The sequence below is a fragment of the Dyadobacter endophyticus genome (genome assembly GCF_014641595.1).
GTDB classification, from domain to species: domain Bacteria; phylum Bacteroidota; class Bacteroidia; order Cytophagales; family Spirosomataceae; genus Dyadobacter; species Dyadobacter endophyticus.
Genome location: NZ_BMIA01000001.1, coordinates 2,435,121 through 2,453,169 on the forward strand (window position 1 = coordinate 2,435,121; position 18,049 = coordinate 2,453,169).

Below are 18,049 nucleotides of genomic sequence, written 5' to 3' on the forward strand. Positions count from 1 at the left end.
GTTTACGATTAGTTTAGGTTAATGCATTCTTTTTGGTATAATTCTTATAGCGACCCCGCAACCCGAACTGTATACGCCGCGACAAGCTGACCTTTATCCATTTTAAAACCATCGGTTGTTCATGGAAAACGGCGGCCGGATCAATCAGCAAGATTTGGGACTCAGCGGAAGAAAGCGCTTTGATATAAGTACTGTACACGAGCCGAATCATATCATCCGGAAGGTAATATTGTTCAGCAGTAAGGCGAAAAGTTCTGTCGATGCAATACCGGAAATCGTGGAAGTGATAGAAAACAAGCGGAATTTTCCCTGTACCGGCATTCTGAATAAATACCTGTCCGTTCGCATTGACGCAGGAATAGTCCACTGCATTCCAGGGTGCGATTCCCCCTCCCCTATGTTCGAGCACGTGAACGCCCTCGAAACGTTCCGTCCAATCATCGAGATATTTCTGGTCCCCGAACTTGCCATCCTCGAAACGGTTGTAACACCATTCCAGGCAAGCGTTCATCCACCACCGGAGTACCGCCAACCCCTGGTCCGTATTTCTAAAAGTAACGAACTGGACGCAATAGATGCCGCTATCCCCCGACTGGTCGTATTGCGGACTATATCTGTGCGCGGTGATCAGCACTGATTTCTCCCCAATTTCATCCGTTAGAACCTTCGGATCTGCAAAAAACAGCAGGTCCGCATCGAGATAGGTGCAGTGGTCGAGCGAAAATGTATGGATACAATGCCAGATCGTGAAAGAGGTACAGGTCCAGCAATACTCGCCGGGCGTGCGGCTTTCTTTTATTGCAAGGAGTTCCGGCGTTTCAAATTCGTCTAGGGAAATGATGGTTGCATGCGAGAGGTTCAGGCGCCGCAGCAAGGCGTCGCAAGCGTCGTCGAACGCGAAAATATACAAATGAAAATCAGCCTCTTGCCCGACCAGCGAATTGTACATCGCCAATCCCCTCGACAGGTAGCATGAATCGAAAAGGGTACAAAAATTCTGCATTAAAATATGTTAGGGGTGGAAGACCGCGATCTTCTATTACAAATATCAGCGATAAATTGTGAATCTCGTCCTCTTCGTGGTTGGTAAAATAATATATGGCAGACTATTTTTTTGCCGTCCAGGTTGTAAAATTGTAGAATAATTAATTGACTACCAGTTATATAAGACCTAATCCGTCTCATTATCACGAAGTTGGCTATGCTAAGATCGTATTGTAATGCGGTTACTGAATAAAGCCCTAACTTGCACGAAACCCTAGAATAGAAACATGGCATTCTTTAAACCAAAGAAAAAAAAACCGTACGGTTGGTTCGGCGACTACAAAAAGTGGGAAACATTGACCGCACTGTCGGGCGGCTACGAAGCCGAAGCAATATTGGATAAAACAAAGAATGCGCTGCTAAAAGTAAAAAATGGTCAGGCGGTGTACGAACGCGATTCGGTTTTGTTTGATAAAAAAATCTATCCCTATTCCGTCATCTCGGCGCTGCTGTACACTGCCGTCGAATGCGGCAACACTCTGAATGTGCTTGATTTCGGAGGGTCACTAGGTAGCACCTATTACCAAGTGAGGGACGTCATCCCACCTGGGGTGCAGCTGCATTGGAGCGTGGTAGAACAAGAGAATTACGTCCGGTGCGGGCAGCAGTTTTTTGAAGATAATACCCTGAAATTTCATTTCACGATCGAAGAAAGCATGGGAGCCGAAAAGGCCGACCTCCTGTTGCTTTCGAGCGTGGTACAATACCTCGAAAAGCCGCACGATTTCCTTGAAGAGATCAAGCAATACAATTTCAAATACATACTCATCGACCGGACAGCATTCGTCAAAGGCGACCGCACCGACCGGTTGACGCTGCAAGTAGTGCCGCCGGAGATCTACGAGGCACATTACCCGGCCTGGTTTTTCAATGAGAAGCGCTTTCTCGAACATTTTGAAGGATACGAGATCAAAATGGAATTCGAATCATTTGTGGCGGGCGAACAGGAAATGGAGATCGACCATGTGAAAGCTGGCTACGACAAGGGCTTCTTTCTCATCAAAAACTGACCGGCGTTATTTATTTTGCCTGCTCACCATTTCATTGATCCAGATCGGCGCAAAAGGCGATGTACAGCCTTTTGAAACGGGATAGTCGCGGTAAATGCCCAGCTTTTCACCGATCGCCAGCGCGCGTGCGCGGTGCTCGGGAAAATTGATCCCGATCTGCGCCAAAGTTGTGTTCATCGTCCATTGCGCTTCGGAAGGGGCTGTCGGCATTTCGGATTCAATGCGGTCGAGCAAACCCACGACGTCAATACCTTCGGGGCTGCGTGCTACGCGGCCGGCCGTAAGGCTCCAACCCGCGCGGGCAGCCCACGGATAATCCGAGTCCATCCACGCCTCGCGAAGTTCTTCCTTTTGAGGATGCTCTTTGATAATATAGGAAGAAAGCCAGTCGGCAACCCAAAAATAGTTGACGCTATGTACCAGCCTATCGACTTCGGCAACGGACAGCAATTTGGGCTTCATCACGAGTACACCCAAAAGCTGCGCCTCGATATTGCCGGTATCCCACAATGCCAGGCCCAGGTCGTGGTCGACCTTGATCTTATTCGCAATGGCCCGGATGTCGCCCATTTTCACCCCGAACTGATTTTCGTGAGCGCCATTTTTTGTATTCATGGCCCGCACTTTCTCATGTCCGAGTGATTCAAGTCGTGTTAACGCTTCTTCGACCGTCATTTGCCCTGCATTTTTTCCGGATCATCGTAGTTGACCATCCAGTTGATACCAAATTGATCGGTCAGCATCCCGAAATAGGCGCCCCAGAAAGTGTCCGCGAGCGGCATGGTAACCTGCCCGCCCGTCGCGAGACCGGCAAAAAGCTGATCGGCTTCCCCACGGTTTTCCGCATTGACCGAAATGGAAAAGTTGTTGCCCGGCTGATAATGCGATGCCCATTCGCCGCCCGTATCGCTTCCCATGAGAATGGTTTCCTTACTGATCGGCAAGCTGATGTGCATGATCTTGTCCGCATCCTCCGCGCTCATACTTTTGCCATCCTCTCCCGGCGGCATTTCCCCGAAACGGCCTACATAGGGAAATTCTCCTCCGAAAACAGATTTATAAAAATGAAAGGCCTCTTCGCAGTTGCCATTAAAAGTGAGGTAAATGTTTACAGTTGCCATTGTGGTGGTGGTTAGGATTAATACCTTCAATAATAAGGTTTTTCCAATAAAAAACCTTTTAAGGTTCTACTTCCACGATCATTTCAATCTCCACGGCAATACCAGACGGCAACGACGCCACACCTATCGCCGAACGGGCATGTTTACCGCTTTCTCCGAAAACCTCCACCATAAAATCGGTAAAACCATTGATCACCTGCGGTTGCTGGGTCAATGTCGGCGTTGAGTTTACGAGGCCCAATACCTTCACGACTCTTTTCACTTTGTTCAGATCGCCGATTTCGTATTTCAGGGAGGCCAGCAATGCGATACCACAAAGTTTGGCGGCCTCTTTTCCTTGCTCGACGGTGAGGTCATCCCCTATTTTTCCCAGTATTTGCCCGCCACCGGGCTTATCCGGACCGTGCCCCGAGAGGTAGATCAGGTTGCCGACGCGCACCGCACGCATGAGATTTCCTTTACCCGCATTGAGTTTGGGCAGGGTAATGCCCAGCTCGGTCAGCTTTTTTTCCGGATCGGGGCGACCGGTTTGTGCTACACCCTGAAAACTGACAGCGAAGAATAGAAACAGGAGTGCGGCTAATGAAGTTGTTTTTAACATGATAGGTTTAGTTTAATCTAAAATACAGTCAAAAATAACAATCATTCAGAAAGAACCACACGCGATCCCGTCCACCGGTCGGGCGGCTTTGCTTAAACATTGTTTTTTAATAATTATTCAACAAATAATTAAAAATAACAGTAATTGTTTAACCCTGCTTGACTTATTAATCCAAGTTACTCGTCCTCTACTTAACCGTTGCGCTGCCAGCGTTGCCAGCTCCGTGGCAGATTATGATATTGTTAAATAGCTTTTCCCCGAAAGGGTAAGTACAAAGGATTGCCCAATTTTGTCGCCTCAAAACCGGAACTAACTTAATCTACCCACCATACCCAAAATCTACCCATATGTATCGATGTAAAGAAAGGTGGCCGCTGCGTGCAGGCACCTTACACAAATCGATTGCCCAGGCTGCGCTGATCGCCCTGATCGGCGGCACGAGCTGGGCAAGTCCGACCCTCGAAACCGGGATCAAAACCGGTCATGTACACTGGAATTTCGCGAAAGCAGACCGTCAGATCAAAGGACGCGTGACCGATGGAGATACCCCCGACGGTATCCCGGGCGTGAACGTTGTTATTAAAGGGTCCCAGACCGGTAGCGTTACCGACGCCAGTGGAAACTATTCACTCGAAATCCCGGAAGGAGGGGCCATTCTGGTATTCTCCTATGTAGGTTATGTAAGCCAGGAAGTCGAGACGGGCACACGCTCCACGATCGATATCGCATTGAAGGCCGATAGCAAGTCCCTTAACGAAGTGGTCGTTGTCGGGTACGGTACTCAAAAGAAAGTTAACCTGACCGGCGCCGTGGATCAGGTGGGACAGGAAGTGTTGCAAAACCGTCCGCTCCCCAACCTCGCGCAAGGCCTGGTAGGCGCCGTGCCCAACCTGAACATCCGGATGTTCGATGGCAAGCCGACGCAGTCGCCTTCGTTCAACGTCCGTGGCACGACTTCAATCGGTCAGAACGGAAGCGCCCTGGTACTGATTGATGGCGTAGAAGGTGACCCGCGCATGCTCAACCCGCAGGACATCGAAAGCATTTCGATACTGAAAGACGCGGCTTCGGCATCCATTTATGGCGCCCGCGCGGTTTTCGGGGTGGTATTGATCACTACCAAGCCGGCACCGGAAGGTAAAATAAGGGTTTCCTATTCGGCCAACTACTCGATTAAAGCACCAACAGCCGTACCCGACAATATCACCGACTCATACCCATGGGCACAGGGTTTCAGCGACGCATGGTCGCGCTGGAACGACAATGGCAGCACACCGACGGCGATCAACAAAACCATCGCCTTCTCTCCTACCTACCTGGCCGAGATCAAACGAAGATACGAGGACCCCTCGCTCCCACGTGTGGAAGTGAACCCTACTACCGGCGAATACCAGTACTATTACAGCACCGACTGGTACAAAGAGCTGTATAAAAAGCGTCTCAGCGCCCAGGACCACGCGCTTTCCATTGCGGGCGGTACCGACAAGGCTACCTACCTCCTGAGCGGGCGCTTCAACAACCAGGACGGTCTTTTCCGCTACAATCCGGATAAATACAGCATGTACAATTTCCGCGGCAAAGGCGGTGTTCAGCTGGCTCCGTGGTTGCGCGTCGATAACAACACGGAATTCTCATCGATGAAGTACCACCAGCCCCTGAACGTAGGGGAAGGAAGCGGCATTTACCGCAACATCGCCGATGAGGGCCATCCGTTGGCGCCGTTGACTAATCCCGACGGTTCGCTTTCGTTCTCGGCGGCTTACACGGTGGGTGATTATTACTACGGCAAAAACGCGAGCGACCAGACGCGCCGCTTCCTGAAAAACCAGACTGCATTGAAGGCACAGTTCTTCGACAAGGCTCTGACGATCAAGGCCAATATGACTTTCCAGAGCACTGACGTCGCTATACAGCAAAACCGGGTTCAGGTGCCTTACAGCCGTACCAAAGGGGTGATCGGATACACCGGCACGAACACCAACGATATTTCGGAAAGCAGAGGAACCACCAACTATCTGGCTACGAACTTCTATGCGGACTATGTGAAGTCGTTCAACAATGCGCATAATTTCACCTTGCTGGGCGGTTTCAACTACGAAAGGTCATTGACCACCAGCCTGAGTGCCTCGCGTAACGGCATCGTGTACAGCGACGCCGACGATATTAACCTTGCATTGGGACAAAGCATCACTACCAGAGGCGGTTACCAGAAATGGGCCATTGCCGGTGGTTTCTTCCGTTTGAACTACAATTTCCGCGAACGTTACCTGCTTGAAGTGAACGGGCGTTACGACGGCTCTTCTAAATTCCCGACTGACCAGCAATGGGCGTTCTTCCCGTCGGTATCGGCCGGATGGCGGGTATCCGAAGAACCGTTCTGGAAAGTAAGCCCGAAAATCCTTTCGAACGTAAAGATTCGCGCCTCTTATGGCTCGTTGGGTAATGGTAACATCCCCCCTTACACATTCAACGAGAAGTTTGGCATTTCGCAATTGGGACGTGTGATCAACGGTATCCGTCCGCAAGCCACCAGCATGCCGGCCGTAGTACCCAATGGTCTGACCTGGGAAACTGCTACAACTGCCAACCTCGGTCTGGACTTTTACGCCCTGAATAGCCGTCTGCAATTCTCGGGAGACATTTACCAGCGCAAAACGACGGACATGTTCACCGTAGGCCCAACGGTTCCTGCCATTTACGGAACAGCTGTACCATTTGGGAACTACGCCGACCTAAAAACCAACGGGTGGGAGCTTACCGTCACCTGGGACGATCAGTTCAACGTGGCATCGAAGCCATTGCATTACAATGTGCGTTTCACATTGGCGGACTACAAAGCGACTATCACCAAATACAACAATCCCGACAAAAACCTGACCGACTACTACGAAGGCCAGCGTGTGGGCGAGATTTGGGGGTACAAGGTGGCCGGCCTGTTTAGGTCGGACGCGGAAATTGCCGAGTCTCCTTCGCAAAGCAACATTCCGAACACCAACACCCGGAAAAACTACGTAGGTGACCTCAAATTCCAGAACCTGGATGGCGACAACGTGATCTACCAGGGACTGAACCGCGTCGGCAACTCGGGGGACAAAAGCATTATCGGTAACTCCGAACCCCGCTATTCCTACGGGGTCAACCTGTCGGGGGATTGGAGCGGCTTCTTCGTGGGCGCATTCTTCCAGGGTGTGATCAAACAAAACTGGTACCCCTCGTCGGAAGCGCGTTTCTGGGGACAGTACAACCGTCCCTACAACTCCTACCCCCGCTGGCAACAGGACAATATGTACCGCGAGGAGCTGGGCAACTTCGATGCCTATCTCCCACGTCTCGTAGGTTATGTGGCCCAAGGCACCGGCCGTGCATTGCAGGTAGCCAACGACCGTTACATGCAGAACGTAGGCTACATCCGCCTCAGGAACCTGCAAATAGGTTACACGATTCCGGAGCGCATTACCTCGAAAATCCACGCCCGCTCGCTGCAAGTCTACGTTTCCGGTGAAAACCTCTGGACCTGGTCGCCGCTGTACAAATGGACACGCGACACCGACGTGACCAGCATTTACGGTTCCGACCGCGATCTTGGTAACGGAGGCGCCGGCGACGGATACAATTACCCGATGTTGAAAGCCGTATCTATTGGCTTGTCACTCAATTTTTAATGGAATTATGAAGACTAGAAAAATACTTAACTATATGCTTGCCGCCATGCTGATAGCCACGGCAAGCTCCTGCGACCTCAATGAGGTGCCGGTAGATACCGCGACTAACGACGCCGTTTTCGGTTCAGAAAGTGGTCTTGAACTTTACGCAAGCTCTTTTTACAACTTGCTTCCTGATCCGGACGTTGGCGTATTCCAAATCGACGACAATTCCGACCTCGTAGCGCGTAATGGCGTAGATAATTACCTGGCTGTAAATGCGTTGAGCCCGATCACCAGCTCAGGATGGTCAGTCAGCGACTGGGCACCGGTAAGGAATATCAACTACTTTTTAGAAAACACAGAGAAAAGCACCGTTCCTACCAAAAACCACTACCTGGGCGTGGCGCGTTTTTTCAGGGCGTTGTTTTACTTTGATAAGGTCAAAAGGTTCGGTGATGTACCCTGGATCGACAAAACCATCGATGTAAAAGATGATGTTAGCCTGTACGGTCCTCGTATGAACCGTTACGAGGTAATGGAAAAGGTGCTTGCAGACCTGAATTTCGCGATCGAGAACATTACATTGGCTTCCGATCCGTCGGTAACACGTATTACTAAAAACGTTGCGCGCGCTTACAAAACGCGTATTGCGCTGTTCGAGGCGTCGTGGCGGAAGTACCATACCGAGGACAACAAGCAGGCGACCGCCAACACCTGGTATGAAGAAGTGGTGAAAGAAGCCAATGCAATCGCCGGCTTTACGCTGCATTCAGCCGCCGCGGACCGGGCCTACCGTGATTTATTCATCGCAAAGAGCGCATACGCCGACGAATCGATCCTTTCCGTTGCATTAAGTGCGAACTTGCAGGTGTACAGCTCTGCCAACCGCCGGTTCATCAGTCCTACTTACGGTAACCGTCCCAGCCTGACACGCCGTTTTGTAAATACTTACCTGAACCTGGACGGCACCCCATTCACCAGCAAAAAGGGATATGAAACCACGCCGTTTGTTGAAGAAGTAAAAAACCGCGACCTGCGTTTGAAACAAACCATCCGCACCGGCGATTACACGCGTACTGAAAACGGTGTTCCCGTGGTTGCGCCACCGAATTTCAGTCAAACCTACACAGGTTACCAGCCGATCAAATGGTGCTACGACGAGCGTTTTCCTTTCGATGATGAAAGCCGTAACGACAACGCTCACATTGTCATGCGTTGGGCGGAAGTGCTCCTTAACAAGGCAGAAGCATTGGCTGAACTGGACAAAATGACGGCCGCCGAATGGACCAGTACCATCGGTGCGCTGCGCAAACGGGCAGGTATCACCGGCGCTACGTTGACATCCCTACCCACCACGGCCGATCCTTATATGATATCATTTTTCGGGGGTAAGTTCAGCAATCCTGTGCTACTGGAAGTATTGCGTGAAAGAGGTACGGAGCTCGTCTTCGAAGGCCTCCGTCCGGACGACCTGAGAAGATGGAAACTGGGTAACCTGTTCCAGGATGCGCCGATGAACGGCATGTACGTTCCGGCACTCGGCGAGTACGACCTGAACAGCGACGGCAAGAACGACGTGTATTTCTATCAGGGAACCAAACCTACGTCGACAACTCCGGGTATCGCATTTGTGGATGTAAGCCCATCGACGGCCGTAGGACGTATCCAGCTTTCAAAAGGCACTTCCGGCGAAGTGATCTGGAACCCCGGGGCACGTGAATGGGCGGATAAGAAATACCTCTACCCCATTCCCGAACCGGATCGCATTCGCAACCCGGCATTGGGCCAGAATCCGGGCTGGTAATATCAGGCTTTGTCAGATGGAGCCAGTTATAGGGCCTACCAGGCTTAGGTTATCAGGCGAGCCCCCGGGCGGCAACACCCCAGCTCGCCCCCAGGTGGATGACCCCGGGCGGCCCAGAGCGGGTGACCCCAGGTCTTAAGACCTGGGTTATGAGAGCGAGGTTGTCGTTTCCGGCGGCCTCGCTTTTTTATGCCTTTCTCTTGTCTCTTGCCGGGGTCAATTGCCCCGGTCTTAAGACCGGGGCTAAAAAATATTTTACATACAAAATATGATTTTATAATTTGATAATACATACATTTAATGATTAAATAAGCTAAACCATTATCTGCCAGTGAAAGGGACTAACCTTGGCGAATTTGAAGAACTGGTATTGCTGACGATCGCGGCACTCGGGACGGAAGCGTACAGCGTGGCAATTTGTGATGAGCTGGAAAGGTATACCGGCCGCTCGGCGAAGCTTGGCGTAGTACACGCCGTACTGAACAGGCTTGAAGAAAAAGGGCTGGCCAAAAGCCACCTCGGCGACGCCAGCGCTACCCGCGGAGGGAAACGCAAGCGATTTTATGAAGTATCGCACGCAGGCAAGGTGGCGCTCACCCGTGCGAAGGAATTGCGCGAGGCAATCTGGCGGAATATCCCCGGCTTTAACCTGGAAGGTTCGATATGAAAAAACCTGACCCGCAGCCACCGAAATGGGCCACCAGTTTCCTGAGATGGTATTGCCGTCCCCGGCTGCTCGAAGACCTCGAAGGCGATCTTTACGAGTATTTCCTCCGCAATGTACGCGAGAAGGGGCCGGGACGCGCACGTTTCGTGTATATGCTCGATGTGATCAAGTTCCTGCGGCCTTACACCATCCGCAAAATAGAACTTCTCACCTTTATAACCCATTTCATGATGATCGGCAGCTATTTCAAAACTTCGAGGCGTAACCTTGTGCGCAACAAACTGTTTTCGTTCATCAATATCGTCGGCCTGGCGGTGAGCATGTCGGTAGGATTGCTGGTAATTGCCATTGTAAACGACTTGCGTTCTTACGACGATTTTCATGAAAAGAAGGACCGCATTTATCGCGTTATTACCCGCCATCAGGACGATGGGCAGCCGCCAATGGATCTTGCCTCCTCGTCGGTAAGAGTTGCTCAAAGACTCGGCGGCGACGTCCCCGGAATAGAGGATTTCACGATCATACGAAACGGATTTTCGGGAGATGCCAAGGTCGGACAAAACACTTTCCCGCTCGAAGGTACCTATGCCGACCAATCGTTTTTCAAAGTACTTACCTTCCCGCTGATAGCTGGAAATCCAGCGACAGCGCTCAAAGAACCCTATTCGCTGGTTTTGACAGAAAAAACAGCGCTAAAACTTTTCGGCAATACGCATGTGCTGGGGCAGACGGTACGCTTCGACACGCTCGATTACCAGGTTACCGGCGTGGCAAAGGACGTTCCGCACCTCTCCCACATCCGTTTCGACGCCCTGATATCGTTCGCCACCGCTTACGCGACATTCGGAAAGAAGGACGAGGGCTTCGACAACTGGGACAATGTGTGGTCCAACTACATATACGTGACGCTCCCCAAAAGTGGCAACACAGCGGGTATACAACGGGCATTCAACCAGGTTAGCAAGGAAGAAAACAAGGCTTTGTACCGAAAGAAAGTGACCTTATCGCTCCAACCGTTAAAGGATATCGCATTAGGCGGCAAACTTTCTAACAATACGGGCCCGCGGATGACACCTCTCATGCTCTGGATATTGGGCGGGCTGGCATTTGTGATCATCCTTTCGGCCTGTTTCAATTATACTAATCTCTCTGTCGCACGCTCGCTCAGGCGGTCACGCGAGGTGGGGGTGCGCAAGATCATCGGCGCACGCGGAAGCCATGTTCTTGGACAGTTTATGGCCGAATCGGTGATGATCGCCTTTCTTGCATTGCTGTTTTCATTCGGGCTTTATCTGTTTTTGCGGAGAGAATTCCTTGCGCTTGACCCCCACATTCCCGAGATTTTCACGCTCGGTCTTTCGGTCCGTTCAGTGCTCTGCTTTGTCGCCTTGGCCGCATTTACCGGGCTTGCGGCCGGCTTTCTTCCGGCTGTGTTTTTCTCGAAAATCAATGCCCTTTCTGTCATGAAAGATGCGTCGGGGATTAAGATTTTCAAGCATATCGGGTTACGCCGGGTGCTTATCGTGGCGCAATATGCACTATCATTGATATTCATCGCCACTACCCTCGTCGGTTACAGCCAATACAAAGGCTTTCTGAATTTCGACCTGGGTTTTAACACTGAAAATATCCTGAATATTAAACTGCGCGGCAAAGATGCTGCGGCCCTGAAAAAGGAATTGGCGGAAATACCCGGGGTGAAACAGGTCTCGCAGTCGAGCATGGTCACCAGCCTGGGCAGCATTTACGGTTTCACAATGAAATACCAGCCCGGCGCGGCGTCGCCGGGAAATGCTCCGATGGCGGGCGATTCTGCATTGGTTTGGATGAATATGGTAGATGAAAACTATCTGCCTATCCATCAACATCAATTATTGGCGGGAAAGAACTTTACATTGCGCCCGGAAAAAGGAAAAGAAAGCGAAATTATTGTAAACCAGCAGGTTTTGAAACGGCTCAACATTGCCGGCCGGGATCCCCAGAAAGCATTGGGCCAGGTTGTGGAGGTCGACGGGCAGAAGCTTGCCATCGTAGGCGTATTGAAGGATTTCCACTACGGAACAATGGAAAATAAGATCGAGCCGGTGATGTTCCGCTATTCGAAAAGCGAGACGTGGGGTTACCTGAACCTCCAAATCGCATCCAAAGACGTTGAAAGTACTATGGTAAAAATTGAATCGGCCTGGAAACGGTTCGATCCGGTGCATCCGTTAAAAGCCAATTTCTATGATCAGCAAATTGAAGAAGCGTACAGCGAGTTTTCCATGATGGTAAAAACCATCGGCTTCCTTGCATTTCTGGCGATCTGCATTGCTTCGCTGGGTCTTTTTGGAATGGTCGTGTTCACCACCGAAACCAAACTGAAAGAAATCAGCATTCGCAAAGTACTGGGTGCCAGCGAGCCAGGGCTCATTTACCTCCTTTGCCGCGGATTTATAACGCTCCTCGCGATAGCGGCCCTGATCGCCCTGCCGGCCACCTATCTGCTGTTTGACAAAGTAATCCTCGCCCGCTTTGCCTACCACCAGCCCATTGGCGTCGCCGAACTGCTGGGTGGAACATTGGCTGTAATGCTACTGGCACTGGTAATGATCGGATCGCAAACCGCCAAAGCTGCCAGGAGCAATCCGGCGAGGGTTCTGAAAAGCGATTAAATAAACGCCGTCAGTCCAGCCTGGCGGCATTTTTATTAATCATTTACTTTGAAAAACAAAGTACTTTTCAAATATTTGAGAAAATTTCCAAACGATATGCATTTATTAAGCCGCCTGGCAGCTTTTTACCTGGAAGCAAAAGGGAACAAATGGTTCCGCTACTTCGCTACCTTCTGCCGCATCGGGCTGGCATTGGGTTTTATTCCTTCCGGCATTGTGAAGATAATGGGCGACAGGTTTACGGCACTGCCGTCGAACCATCCGCTTGGTCATTATTTCGATGCTCTGCATTTGACCGGCTACTATTATACATTTATCGGCGCCGGGCAGCTGATCACCGCAGTACTATTGCTAATCCCGCGAACCGCGTTGCTGGGCGCTCTCATGGCCTTTCCTATTATCCTGAATATCTGCGTGCTGGTGTACGCGCTCCGTTTCGAAGGAACGCGCATCACCACGCTTATGCTACTGGCGAACATCTATCTGCTCTGCTGGTACTTCGACAGGATCAAGTACATACTGCCCTTTCGGCAAGCCGACCTTGGCATGCAGGAATACACGCCGGGCAGCAACAAATTCCCCTTCAAATTCTTCGGCTTGGTCATCGCAATCATCGCGGCGGTCATTATAGGAAACCATTTTCTGTACAACATCCGCCCAGGCAACTCCGCGGAGGAATGCTCGAATGGCTGCGCCGGCAATAGCAACCCGGAAGCCTGTACGCGTTTTTGCGACTGCATTTACGTACAGGGAAAGCCGCTGGATGTTTGTGTGGCAGAGTACGAAAAGGCTTCCGGGAGGTAGATTGGTAGGGCAATCAATTTAAATAGTATTATAAATTTATTTTTATATAAAATTAAATTATATATTTGATCAGTAAGGTTAACGTCTCCTTCATAACTTACCAAACCTGACAAATGGCAGCAATAGAAGTATCCGGCAACCGCCACGACACTGGCCTCGGCAGAGTGAGAAACAGGGTTTCCCCACGCGTAGACATGACGCCCATGGTGGATCTAGGCTTTTTATTGATCACATTCTTCATGCTTGCAACCACTATGAGCAAGCCTACTTCGATGTCCGTATTTTTTCCTGATAAAACAACGGACGATGGCACCCATCCGCTCCCTGCATCGGGTGTTTTGACGATTTTCCTGGGCAACCACGACCAGATCTACTACCTCGATGGCGTCGCTCCGGATGACAATAAGGCTTCGACTTCACTGAAAACCACCCGTCCGGGATTCGAACTGCGTAACGTCATCTTCGCCGCGCAGAAACGGGTCAATGCCCTGCCACGCAAAAACAATGACGACGAGCGCTCCCTTGTTGTTGTCATCAAACCTACCGTGGTATCTAGCTATAAAAACATGGTCGACGTGATGGACGAAATGGCGATTACCAAGTCCAGCCGCTATGCATTGGTGGATTATCTGACGGACGCGGAGACGAAACTACTCGGTGACCGGATTTTGGAAAAGAAATAATGCGTTCGTCAAAATAGCAACCTGTGATATTTCGGGCCGGACGCGTGAAACCGCAACGCCTCCGGCACCGATTCCGCGGCCGCGAACCGGCACGTCGAGAGCCTTTCAATAGGTAATTCCGCTTCGCCTTCTTCGATTTGCTATTTTTAACTTCACAAGGAAACCATAGGTTATGCATATACCTTCCCCGGATGAAGTGCGGGCTATCGCGGCGATCGCCGAACCGACAATCCGCAATTTGCGTATTACGCAATGCTATTGCGAACTTTCGACCGCATTTATCGGTCGCACGGGCCCGGTTGCCAACTGGTGCACGTTTGCTACCTGGGCTTCCAAGCAGGCAGGCCAGAGTATCAGGCGCGAAGACCTGCTGCGGAGTATGGAGGCCCGGTTGAACCTCGCTCAATTGGAAGAGCTGAAGTTGGTATGGCGCGTCGCCGGAGAACTGGGAATCAATGGTGGTCTGGAACAAAGGCTGCACGGTATTATTCGCAACGCCTGGCTGGCAAGCATCACCGATAGGATCAGTGACGCTGTTGCTCGTGGCAACCGAAAGGTTTTCGAAGAAATCGGTTGGGAATTTGCGCGTTTCTTTTCGCTGTGTGTTCCTGATGAAGCTTTCGATCAGCAGCGGCTGGATACCTTTTGTGCGGAATTCAGGCCGGGAAACCCGCCGGATGGACAGCAATATCTTAAACAGGCTTTCACCAATTACTACCAGGCTTTTTTTGAGCAAGACCCGCAGTTGCGGACCGAATTGCAGCTGCTTGCCAATCTCGAAATCGGGTTTCATGAACAGACCCGTCTGCAACCGGAAATAGCGGCGTCGCTGAATGCTGCATTAGCGGTAGATATCGAAATGGTCCGCAAACAGATAATCGACAGCTTTTTTCCTCCCGACAGCTGGCTGGCCCGGATCCGGCTCGCTTACCTGAAAATCACCGGCAAAACATCGCGGCTGGACGCAGCCATCGACCAATTGATGAACCGGTTACAGGGCATTGTGAGGGGACTACTTACTACACACCTCATGACATTGACTATCCCTCCCGACCTCCGTCTTTCGCTGGGCAAAGATCTCAACAAACCTTATCCCGCACCCCTGCTGCAACTCTCGTGCGCAGGCTTGCTGGCGATGCTTTCTGAAATAGACCCCACTCCCGACAGCGTTGCCCAAAGTGGCGCCATCGATTGGGCAGACCTGCGCGAACGCATCCATTTCATCGCGGAGTTATTTCGGTGTTACCACTTCGATACGGCGCTGTACTCCGACGCATTTACACCACAACAGGTCGCAACAATGAAGGACGGGAAACTGCCCGCAGGAAGGCTTTAAGAAAACCTCAATTGAATGTCCAATAAATAGAATTACGTCTATTCAAATAATACATCAGGCACATTTTGTAGAAGGTATTGAACAAAAATACAATTTCACATTTCAGCGTGGGCAAAGCGAATTATCATACTAATTACAATTCGTTTTGTTCAAAAATATCCATCAAACTGATCATAGGCCGTTGGTGTAAATTATCCAGAGTAAGTTGTTACATATCAATAAAAAACACATTCTTGCGAACCAGCAATCACATCAAATAATTAAAGTCTTGGGCTTATTATCTTTTATTAAAGGCGTTGACGAGAAAATTTTCACCTAAACTAATTACCATAACAAATCTTCTGATATCAATTCTGATTGATACGCTGGCAGGCTAGCTCGCGGACAAGGTATTCAGCGCTTCTCGTTGTCATTGTGGCTACAAATACTTCTGGGGATTATAGGTGGCTTTGTTGGAGGTTGGGTGTTAGGAAACGAGCCGGAAACTGTGCTCGGCCTTCCATCAATCGCCTCGCGCATCCTTACATCTTTATATAGGCGCAATTATTGTACTTGGAATAACTGCCTTAATTAAAGGAAAGAAGGCCGCTTAAATAGGAGTTAACTATTTATTTAAACTTCGTCTTCACTAATTTCTCCCGCAAATTTTATCTGCCAAAATTTTAAAAAAAAGTACGTCACGAATATCTTCGCCCAATTGTTAATCAGTTCTTTTTTCGGGTATGCGTACAAGGAATGTAATTCCGGGTGTAGTTTTTTCTGTTATTCTCTCATTATCAACAACATTTGCACAAAACAAAGTCGACCTCTCCAATCCCATCAATGCCACCCGCCTGAAAACGGACAAGGATACAACGTGGCGTAAGATCGAGTTCGGGGCTAATCTCAACCAAGGGGCATTTAGCTCCAATTGGACAGGCGGGGGAGTAAGTTCCGTTGCGCTCGGTGTATTTTTTAATGCATTGAACGAAACGAAGAAAGGAAAGGATTCGTGGCGTAACGATTTTCAATCGCAGTACGGCATTGTCCGCAACAAGGGACAGGAGAGCCGCAAGAATGCCGACCGTATTTTCTTCGACACCAAATACAACCGCGAGTTGTCGGCGAAATGGAGCTTCTTCGCCAATGTCAACTTCCTCTCGCAGTTCGCGGCAGGTTATGAATATAGTGCAAGTACGGATTCCGTCGCTTTCAGGAAAAAGGTTTCGGGACTGCTTTCTCCGGCCTATCTCACCGAGGCGATCGGTATTGAATACCGCCCTGCTCCCTATTTCTTCGTCGACCTCGCGCCGGGCGCATTACGGCAGACAATCGTGATTGACAGGGATTTGTATATCAATACGCCTGACCAGAAAAACTACGGCGTGCCCATTGGAAAGCGCGTACGGACGGAAGCCGCGCTCATTCAGCTCGTGGCCAACTTCGAGAAGGACGTGGCCAAGGGTATGAACCTGAAATTCAGGTACCTGCTATTTTCCACTTTCCGGGATCCGTTGGAAATCGATAACCGCCTGGACGCTCAGCTGACGGCGAAGATCAACAAGTATGTCAACGTAAACCTTGGTGCGATCTTGGTTTACGATAAGGACCAGAGCAGTAAAATCCAGTTCGCCCAGGCGCTTAGTATCGGTTTTCTGTTTGCATTCTGATCAGGAAGTTGCGAATTTCCAGAGAGTGCCGTTCGGCGTGACCCAGGCTTGGAGAAGGCCTTGCCGATGTAATATGCGGAGCTGGTTTTCGCTGTTTTCAAAGCTTTGTCCCGTCAGTCCGGCAAATTCTTTGGTAGTGAGCGTGGGATATTTGCCAAACAGGTCCTGCCAGTTTTTGCTGTACCAGCTTTTCGGGGCACCAGGATGCATTTTGGCTATCGCGGCTTCAAACACTTCGTAGGGTTTAAAACCGTATACTTTCTCATACTCGTCTCCCCGGTTGAAAATCAGGAGTGTAGGAAAGCCGCGGACGCCCCATTGGGCTGCCAGCTGCAAATCCGCGTCGAATAAGGCCACGGCATCGGTTTGGCAGTTTCGTTCGAAAATGCCGACATCAAGGCCCGCGTCCCTGGCAGCATCCGCAAGGTGCTCCCATCTGGTAATGTTTTTCTTTTCTAAAAACACCATTTCCCTGATCCTGCGCAGAAAGGCGATCGCTTTGTGCTCATCCTGCATTTGCGCCGCCTTGAATGCTACCGAAGGCGGATAAGACGAATGCAGGGGATCTTCCAACCATACATCACCAACAATGGGCATTTGATAGTGCCGGCTCACTTCGTCCCAATGGGACGCCACGTCCGCCGGCTTACTGATCCCGCCGCTGTTGTAGGACCAGTCGGGCAAGAGGCCTCCCATCCGGTATTCGAGGTCGACCAGCTGGCCGTATTCCAATTTCAATTTTCGTAACTGCGGCTCGATCCCCCAGCAGGTAGAGCAGATCGGGTCGGTGAAATAGAGCACTTTTAAGGGCTTGTTTCCCGGTTGAACAGGACCGTGCGCACTTTCATCAGGGGCAGACGGCATTTCGCAAACGCCGCTTTCGGTATCGCAGAGCAATGGGTTGTTTTTCATACACGAAAATAATGGCGGCATAGTTTACTATTGCTATCCATTTCCCTTTGGTAACCAGTTACCTCTTGGAAACTATTAAACCGGCTCCTAACTTTACAGGCAACCCTATCGCGAAGAAAA

The 18,049-nt window shown here is 50.4% G+C and carries 14 protein-coding genes; 9 read left to right on the forward strand and 5 right to left on the reverse strand.

The features are described from left to right. Nucleotides 1-13 precede the first annotated feature (13 nt). Entirely contained in the window at nucleotides 14-1,003 is a 990-nt protein-coding gene (locus IEY24_RS09935; protein WP_188931185.1) for a glycosyl transferase, read from the reverse strand. Between the two features lie 268 nt (nucleotides 1,004-1,271). Between IEY24_RS09935 and IEY24_RS09940 the strand changes: the two genes are divergently transcribed. Next, entirely contained in the window at nucleotides 1,272-2,054 is a 783-nt protein-coding gene (locus tag IEY24_RS09940; RefSeq protein WP_188931187.1) for a methyltransferase, TIGR04325 family, read from the forward strand. A 6-nt stretch (nucleotides 2,055-2,060) separates the two neighbouring features. Here IEY24_RS09940 and IEY24_RS09945 read toward each other — a convergent pair whose 3' ends face one another. From IEY24_RS09945 to IEY24_RS09955, 3 genes are read right to left on the reverse strand one after another with little or no spacing between them, the layout of a single operon-like run. Then, the gene (locus IEY24_RS09945; protein ID WP_188931189.1) at nucleotides 2,061-2,729 is read right to left on the reverse strand and encodes a DNA alkylation repair protein; all 669 of its coding nucleotides are present in this window, start codon (nucleotides 2,727-2,729) and stop codon (nucleotides 2,061-2,063) included. Beyond that, complete coding sequence (locus IEY24_RS09950) at nucleotides 2,726-3,175, reverse strand: VOC family protein (protein WP_188931191.1); 450 nt, start codon at nucleotides 3,173-3,175, stop codon at nucleotides 2,726-2,728. The genes IEY24_RS09945 and IEY24_RS09950 overlap by 4 nt, the downstream gene beginning before the upstream one ends. Before the next feature lie 58 nt (nucleotides 3,176-3,233). Then, nucleotides 3,234-3,776, reverse strand: a complete 543-nt coding sequence (locus IEY24_RS09955; protein WP_188931193.1) for a RidA family protein — start codon at nucleotides 3,774-3,776, stop codon at nucleotides 3,234-3,236. 347 nt (nucleotides 3,777-4,123) lie between these two features. On the opposite strand from IEY24_RS09955, the gene IEY24_RS09960 reads away from it, so the two are divergent. From IEY24_RS09960 to IEY24_RS09995, 8 genes are all read left to right on the forward strand, one after another. Next, nucleotides 4,124-7,438, forward strand: a complete 3,315-nt coding sequence (locus tag IEY24_RS09960; protein WP_188931195.1) for a SusC/RagA family TonB-linked outer membrane protein — start codon at nucleotides 4,124-4,126, stop codon at nucleotides 7,436-7,438. Nucleotides 7,439-7,445: 7 nt separating this feature from the next. Next, nucleotides 7,446-9,224, forward strand: a complete 1,779-nt coding sequence (locus IEY24_RS09965) for a RagB/SusD family nutrient uptake outer membrane protein (protein ID WP_188931197.1) — start codon at nucleotides 7,446-7,448, stop codon at nucleotides 9,222-9,224. A gap of 331 nt (nucleotides 9,225-9,555) precedes the next feature. Continuing rightward, nucleotides 9,556-9,891, forward strand: a complete 336-nt coding sequence (locus tag IEY24_RS09970) for a PadR family transcriptional regulator (RefSeq protein ID WP_188931199.1) — start codon at nucleotides 9,556-9,558, stop codon at nucleotides 9,889-9,891. Continuing rightward, the gene (locus IEY24_RS09975) at nucleotides 9,888-12,545 is read left to right on the forward strand and encodes an ABC transporter permease (RefSeq protein WP_188931201.1); all 2,658 of its coding nucleotides are present in this window, start codon (nucleotides 9,888-9,890) and stop codon (nucleotides 12,543-12,545) included. Before IEY24_RS09970 ends, IEY24_RS09975 begins: the two co-directional genes overlap by 4 nt. Nucleotides 12,546-12,641: 96 nt before the next feature. After that, nucleotides 12,642-13,349: a DoxX family protein gene (locus IEY24_RS09980; protein ID WP_188931202.1), complete on the forward strand. Its 708-nt coding sequence runs from the start codon at nucleotides 12,642-12,644 to the stop codon at nucleotides 13,347-13,349. A gap of 113 nt (nucleotides 13,350-13,462) precedes the next feature. Further along, nucleotides 13,463-14,032, forward strand: a complete 570-nt coding sequence (locus tag IEY24_RS09985) for an ExbD/TolR family protein (protein WP_188931204.1) — start codon at nucleotides 13,463-13,465, stop codon at nucleotides 14,030-14,032. Nucleotides 14,033-14,204: 172 nt separating this feature from the next. Then, entirely contained in the window at nucleotides 14,205-15,368 is a 1,164-nt protein-coding gene (locus IEY24_RS09990; RefSeq protein ID WP_188931206.1) for a hypothetical protein, read from the forward strand. Between the two features lie 722 nt (nucleotides 15,369-16,090). Further along, nucleotides 16,091-17,017 carry a DUF3078 domain-containing protein gene (locus tag IEY24_RS09995; protein WP_188931208.1) on the forward strand — a complete coding sequence of 309 codons (927 nt, stop codon included), beginning with the start codon at nucleotides 16,091-16,093 and terminating at the stop codon, nucleotides 17,015-17,017. On the opposite strand, the gene IEY24_RS10000 is transcribed toward IEY24_RS09995, so the two are convergent. Then, a complete protein-coding gene (locus IEY24_RS10000; RefSeq protein WP_229221755.1) occupies nucleotides 17,018-17,950 on the reverse strand; it encodes a ClpXP adapter SpxH family protein in 933 nt (310 codons plus the stop codon). Nucleotides 17,951-18,049 lie beyond the last annotated feature (99 nt).

Bases quoted from the DNA above. Each gene is read 5' to 3' on its own strand.
- IEY24_RS09950 (WP_188931191.1), bottom strand. From the start codon at position 3,175: ATGGCAACTGTAAACATTTACCTCACTTTTAATGGCAACTGCGAAGAG.
- IEY24_RS10000 (WP_229221755.1), bottom strand. From the start codon at position 17,950: ATGCCGCCATTATTTTCGTGTATGAAAAACAACCCATTGCTCTGCGAT.
- IEY24_RS09980 (WP_188931202.1), top strand. From the start codon at position 12,642: ATGCATTTATTAAGCCGCCTGGCAGCTTTTTACCTGGAAGCAAAAGGG.
- IEY24_RS09985 (WP_188931204.1), top strand. From the start codon at position 13,463: ATGGCAGCAATAGAAGTATCCGGCAACCGCCACGACACTGGCCTCGGC.
- IEY24_RS09940 (WP_188931187.1), top strand. From the start codon at position 1,272: ATGGCATTCTTTAAACCAAAGAAAAAAAAACCGTACGGTTGGTTCGGC.
- IEY24_RS09990 (WP_188931206.1), top strand. From the start codon at position 14,205: ATGCATATACCTTCCCCGGATGAAGTGCGGGCTATCGCGGCGATCGCC.
- IEY24_RS09955 (WP_188931193.1), bottom strand. From the start codon at position 3,776: ATGTTAAAAACAACTTCATTAGCCGCACTCCTGTTTCTATTCTTCGCT.
- IEY24_RS09975 (WP_188931201.1), top strand. From the start codon at position 9,888: ATGAAAAAACCTGACCCGCAGCCACCGAAATGGGCCACCAGTTTCCTG.
- IEY24_RS09965 (WP_188931197.1), top strand. From the start codon at position 7,446: ATGAAGACTAGAAAAATACTTAACTATATGCTTGCCGCCATGCTGATA.
- IEY24_RS09960 (WP_188931195.1), top strand. From the start codon at position 4,124: ATGTATCGATGTAAAGAAAGGTGGCCGCTGCGTGCAGGCACCTTACAC.
- IEY24_RS09995 (WP_188931208.1), top strand. From the start codon at position 16,091: ATGCGTACAAGGAATGTAATTCCGGGTGTAGTTTTTTCTGTTATTCTC.
- IEY24_RS09945 (WP_188931189.1), bottom strand. From the start codon at position 2,729: ATGACGGTCGAAGAAGCGTTAACACGACTTGAATCACTCGGACATGAG.
- IEY24_RS09935 (WP_188931185.1), bottom strand. From the start codon at position 1,003: ATGCAGAATTTTTGTACCCTTTTCGATTCATGCTACCTGTCGAGGGGA.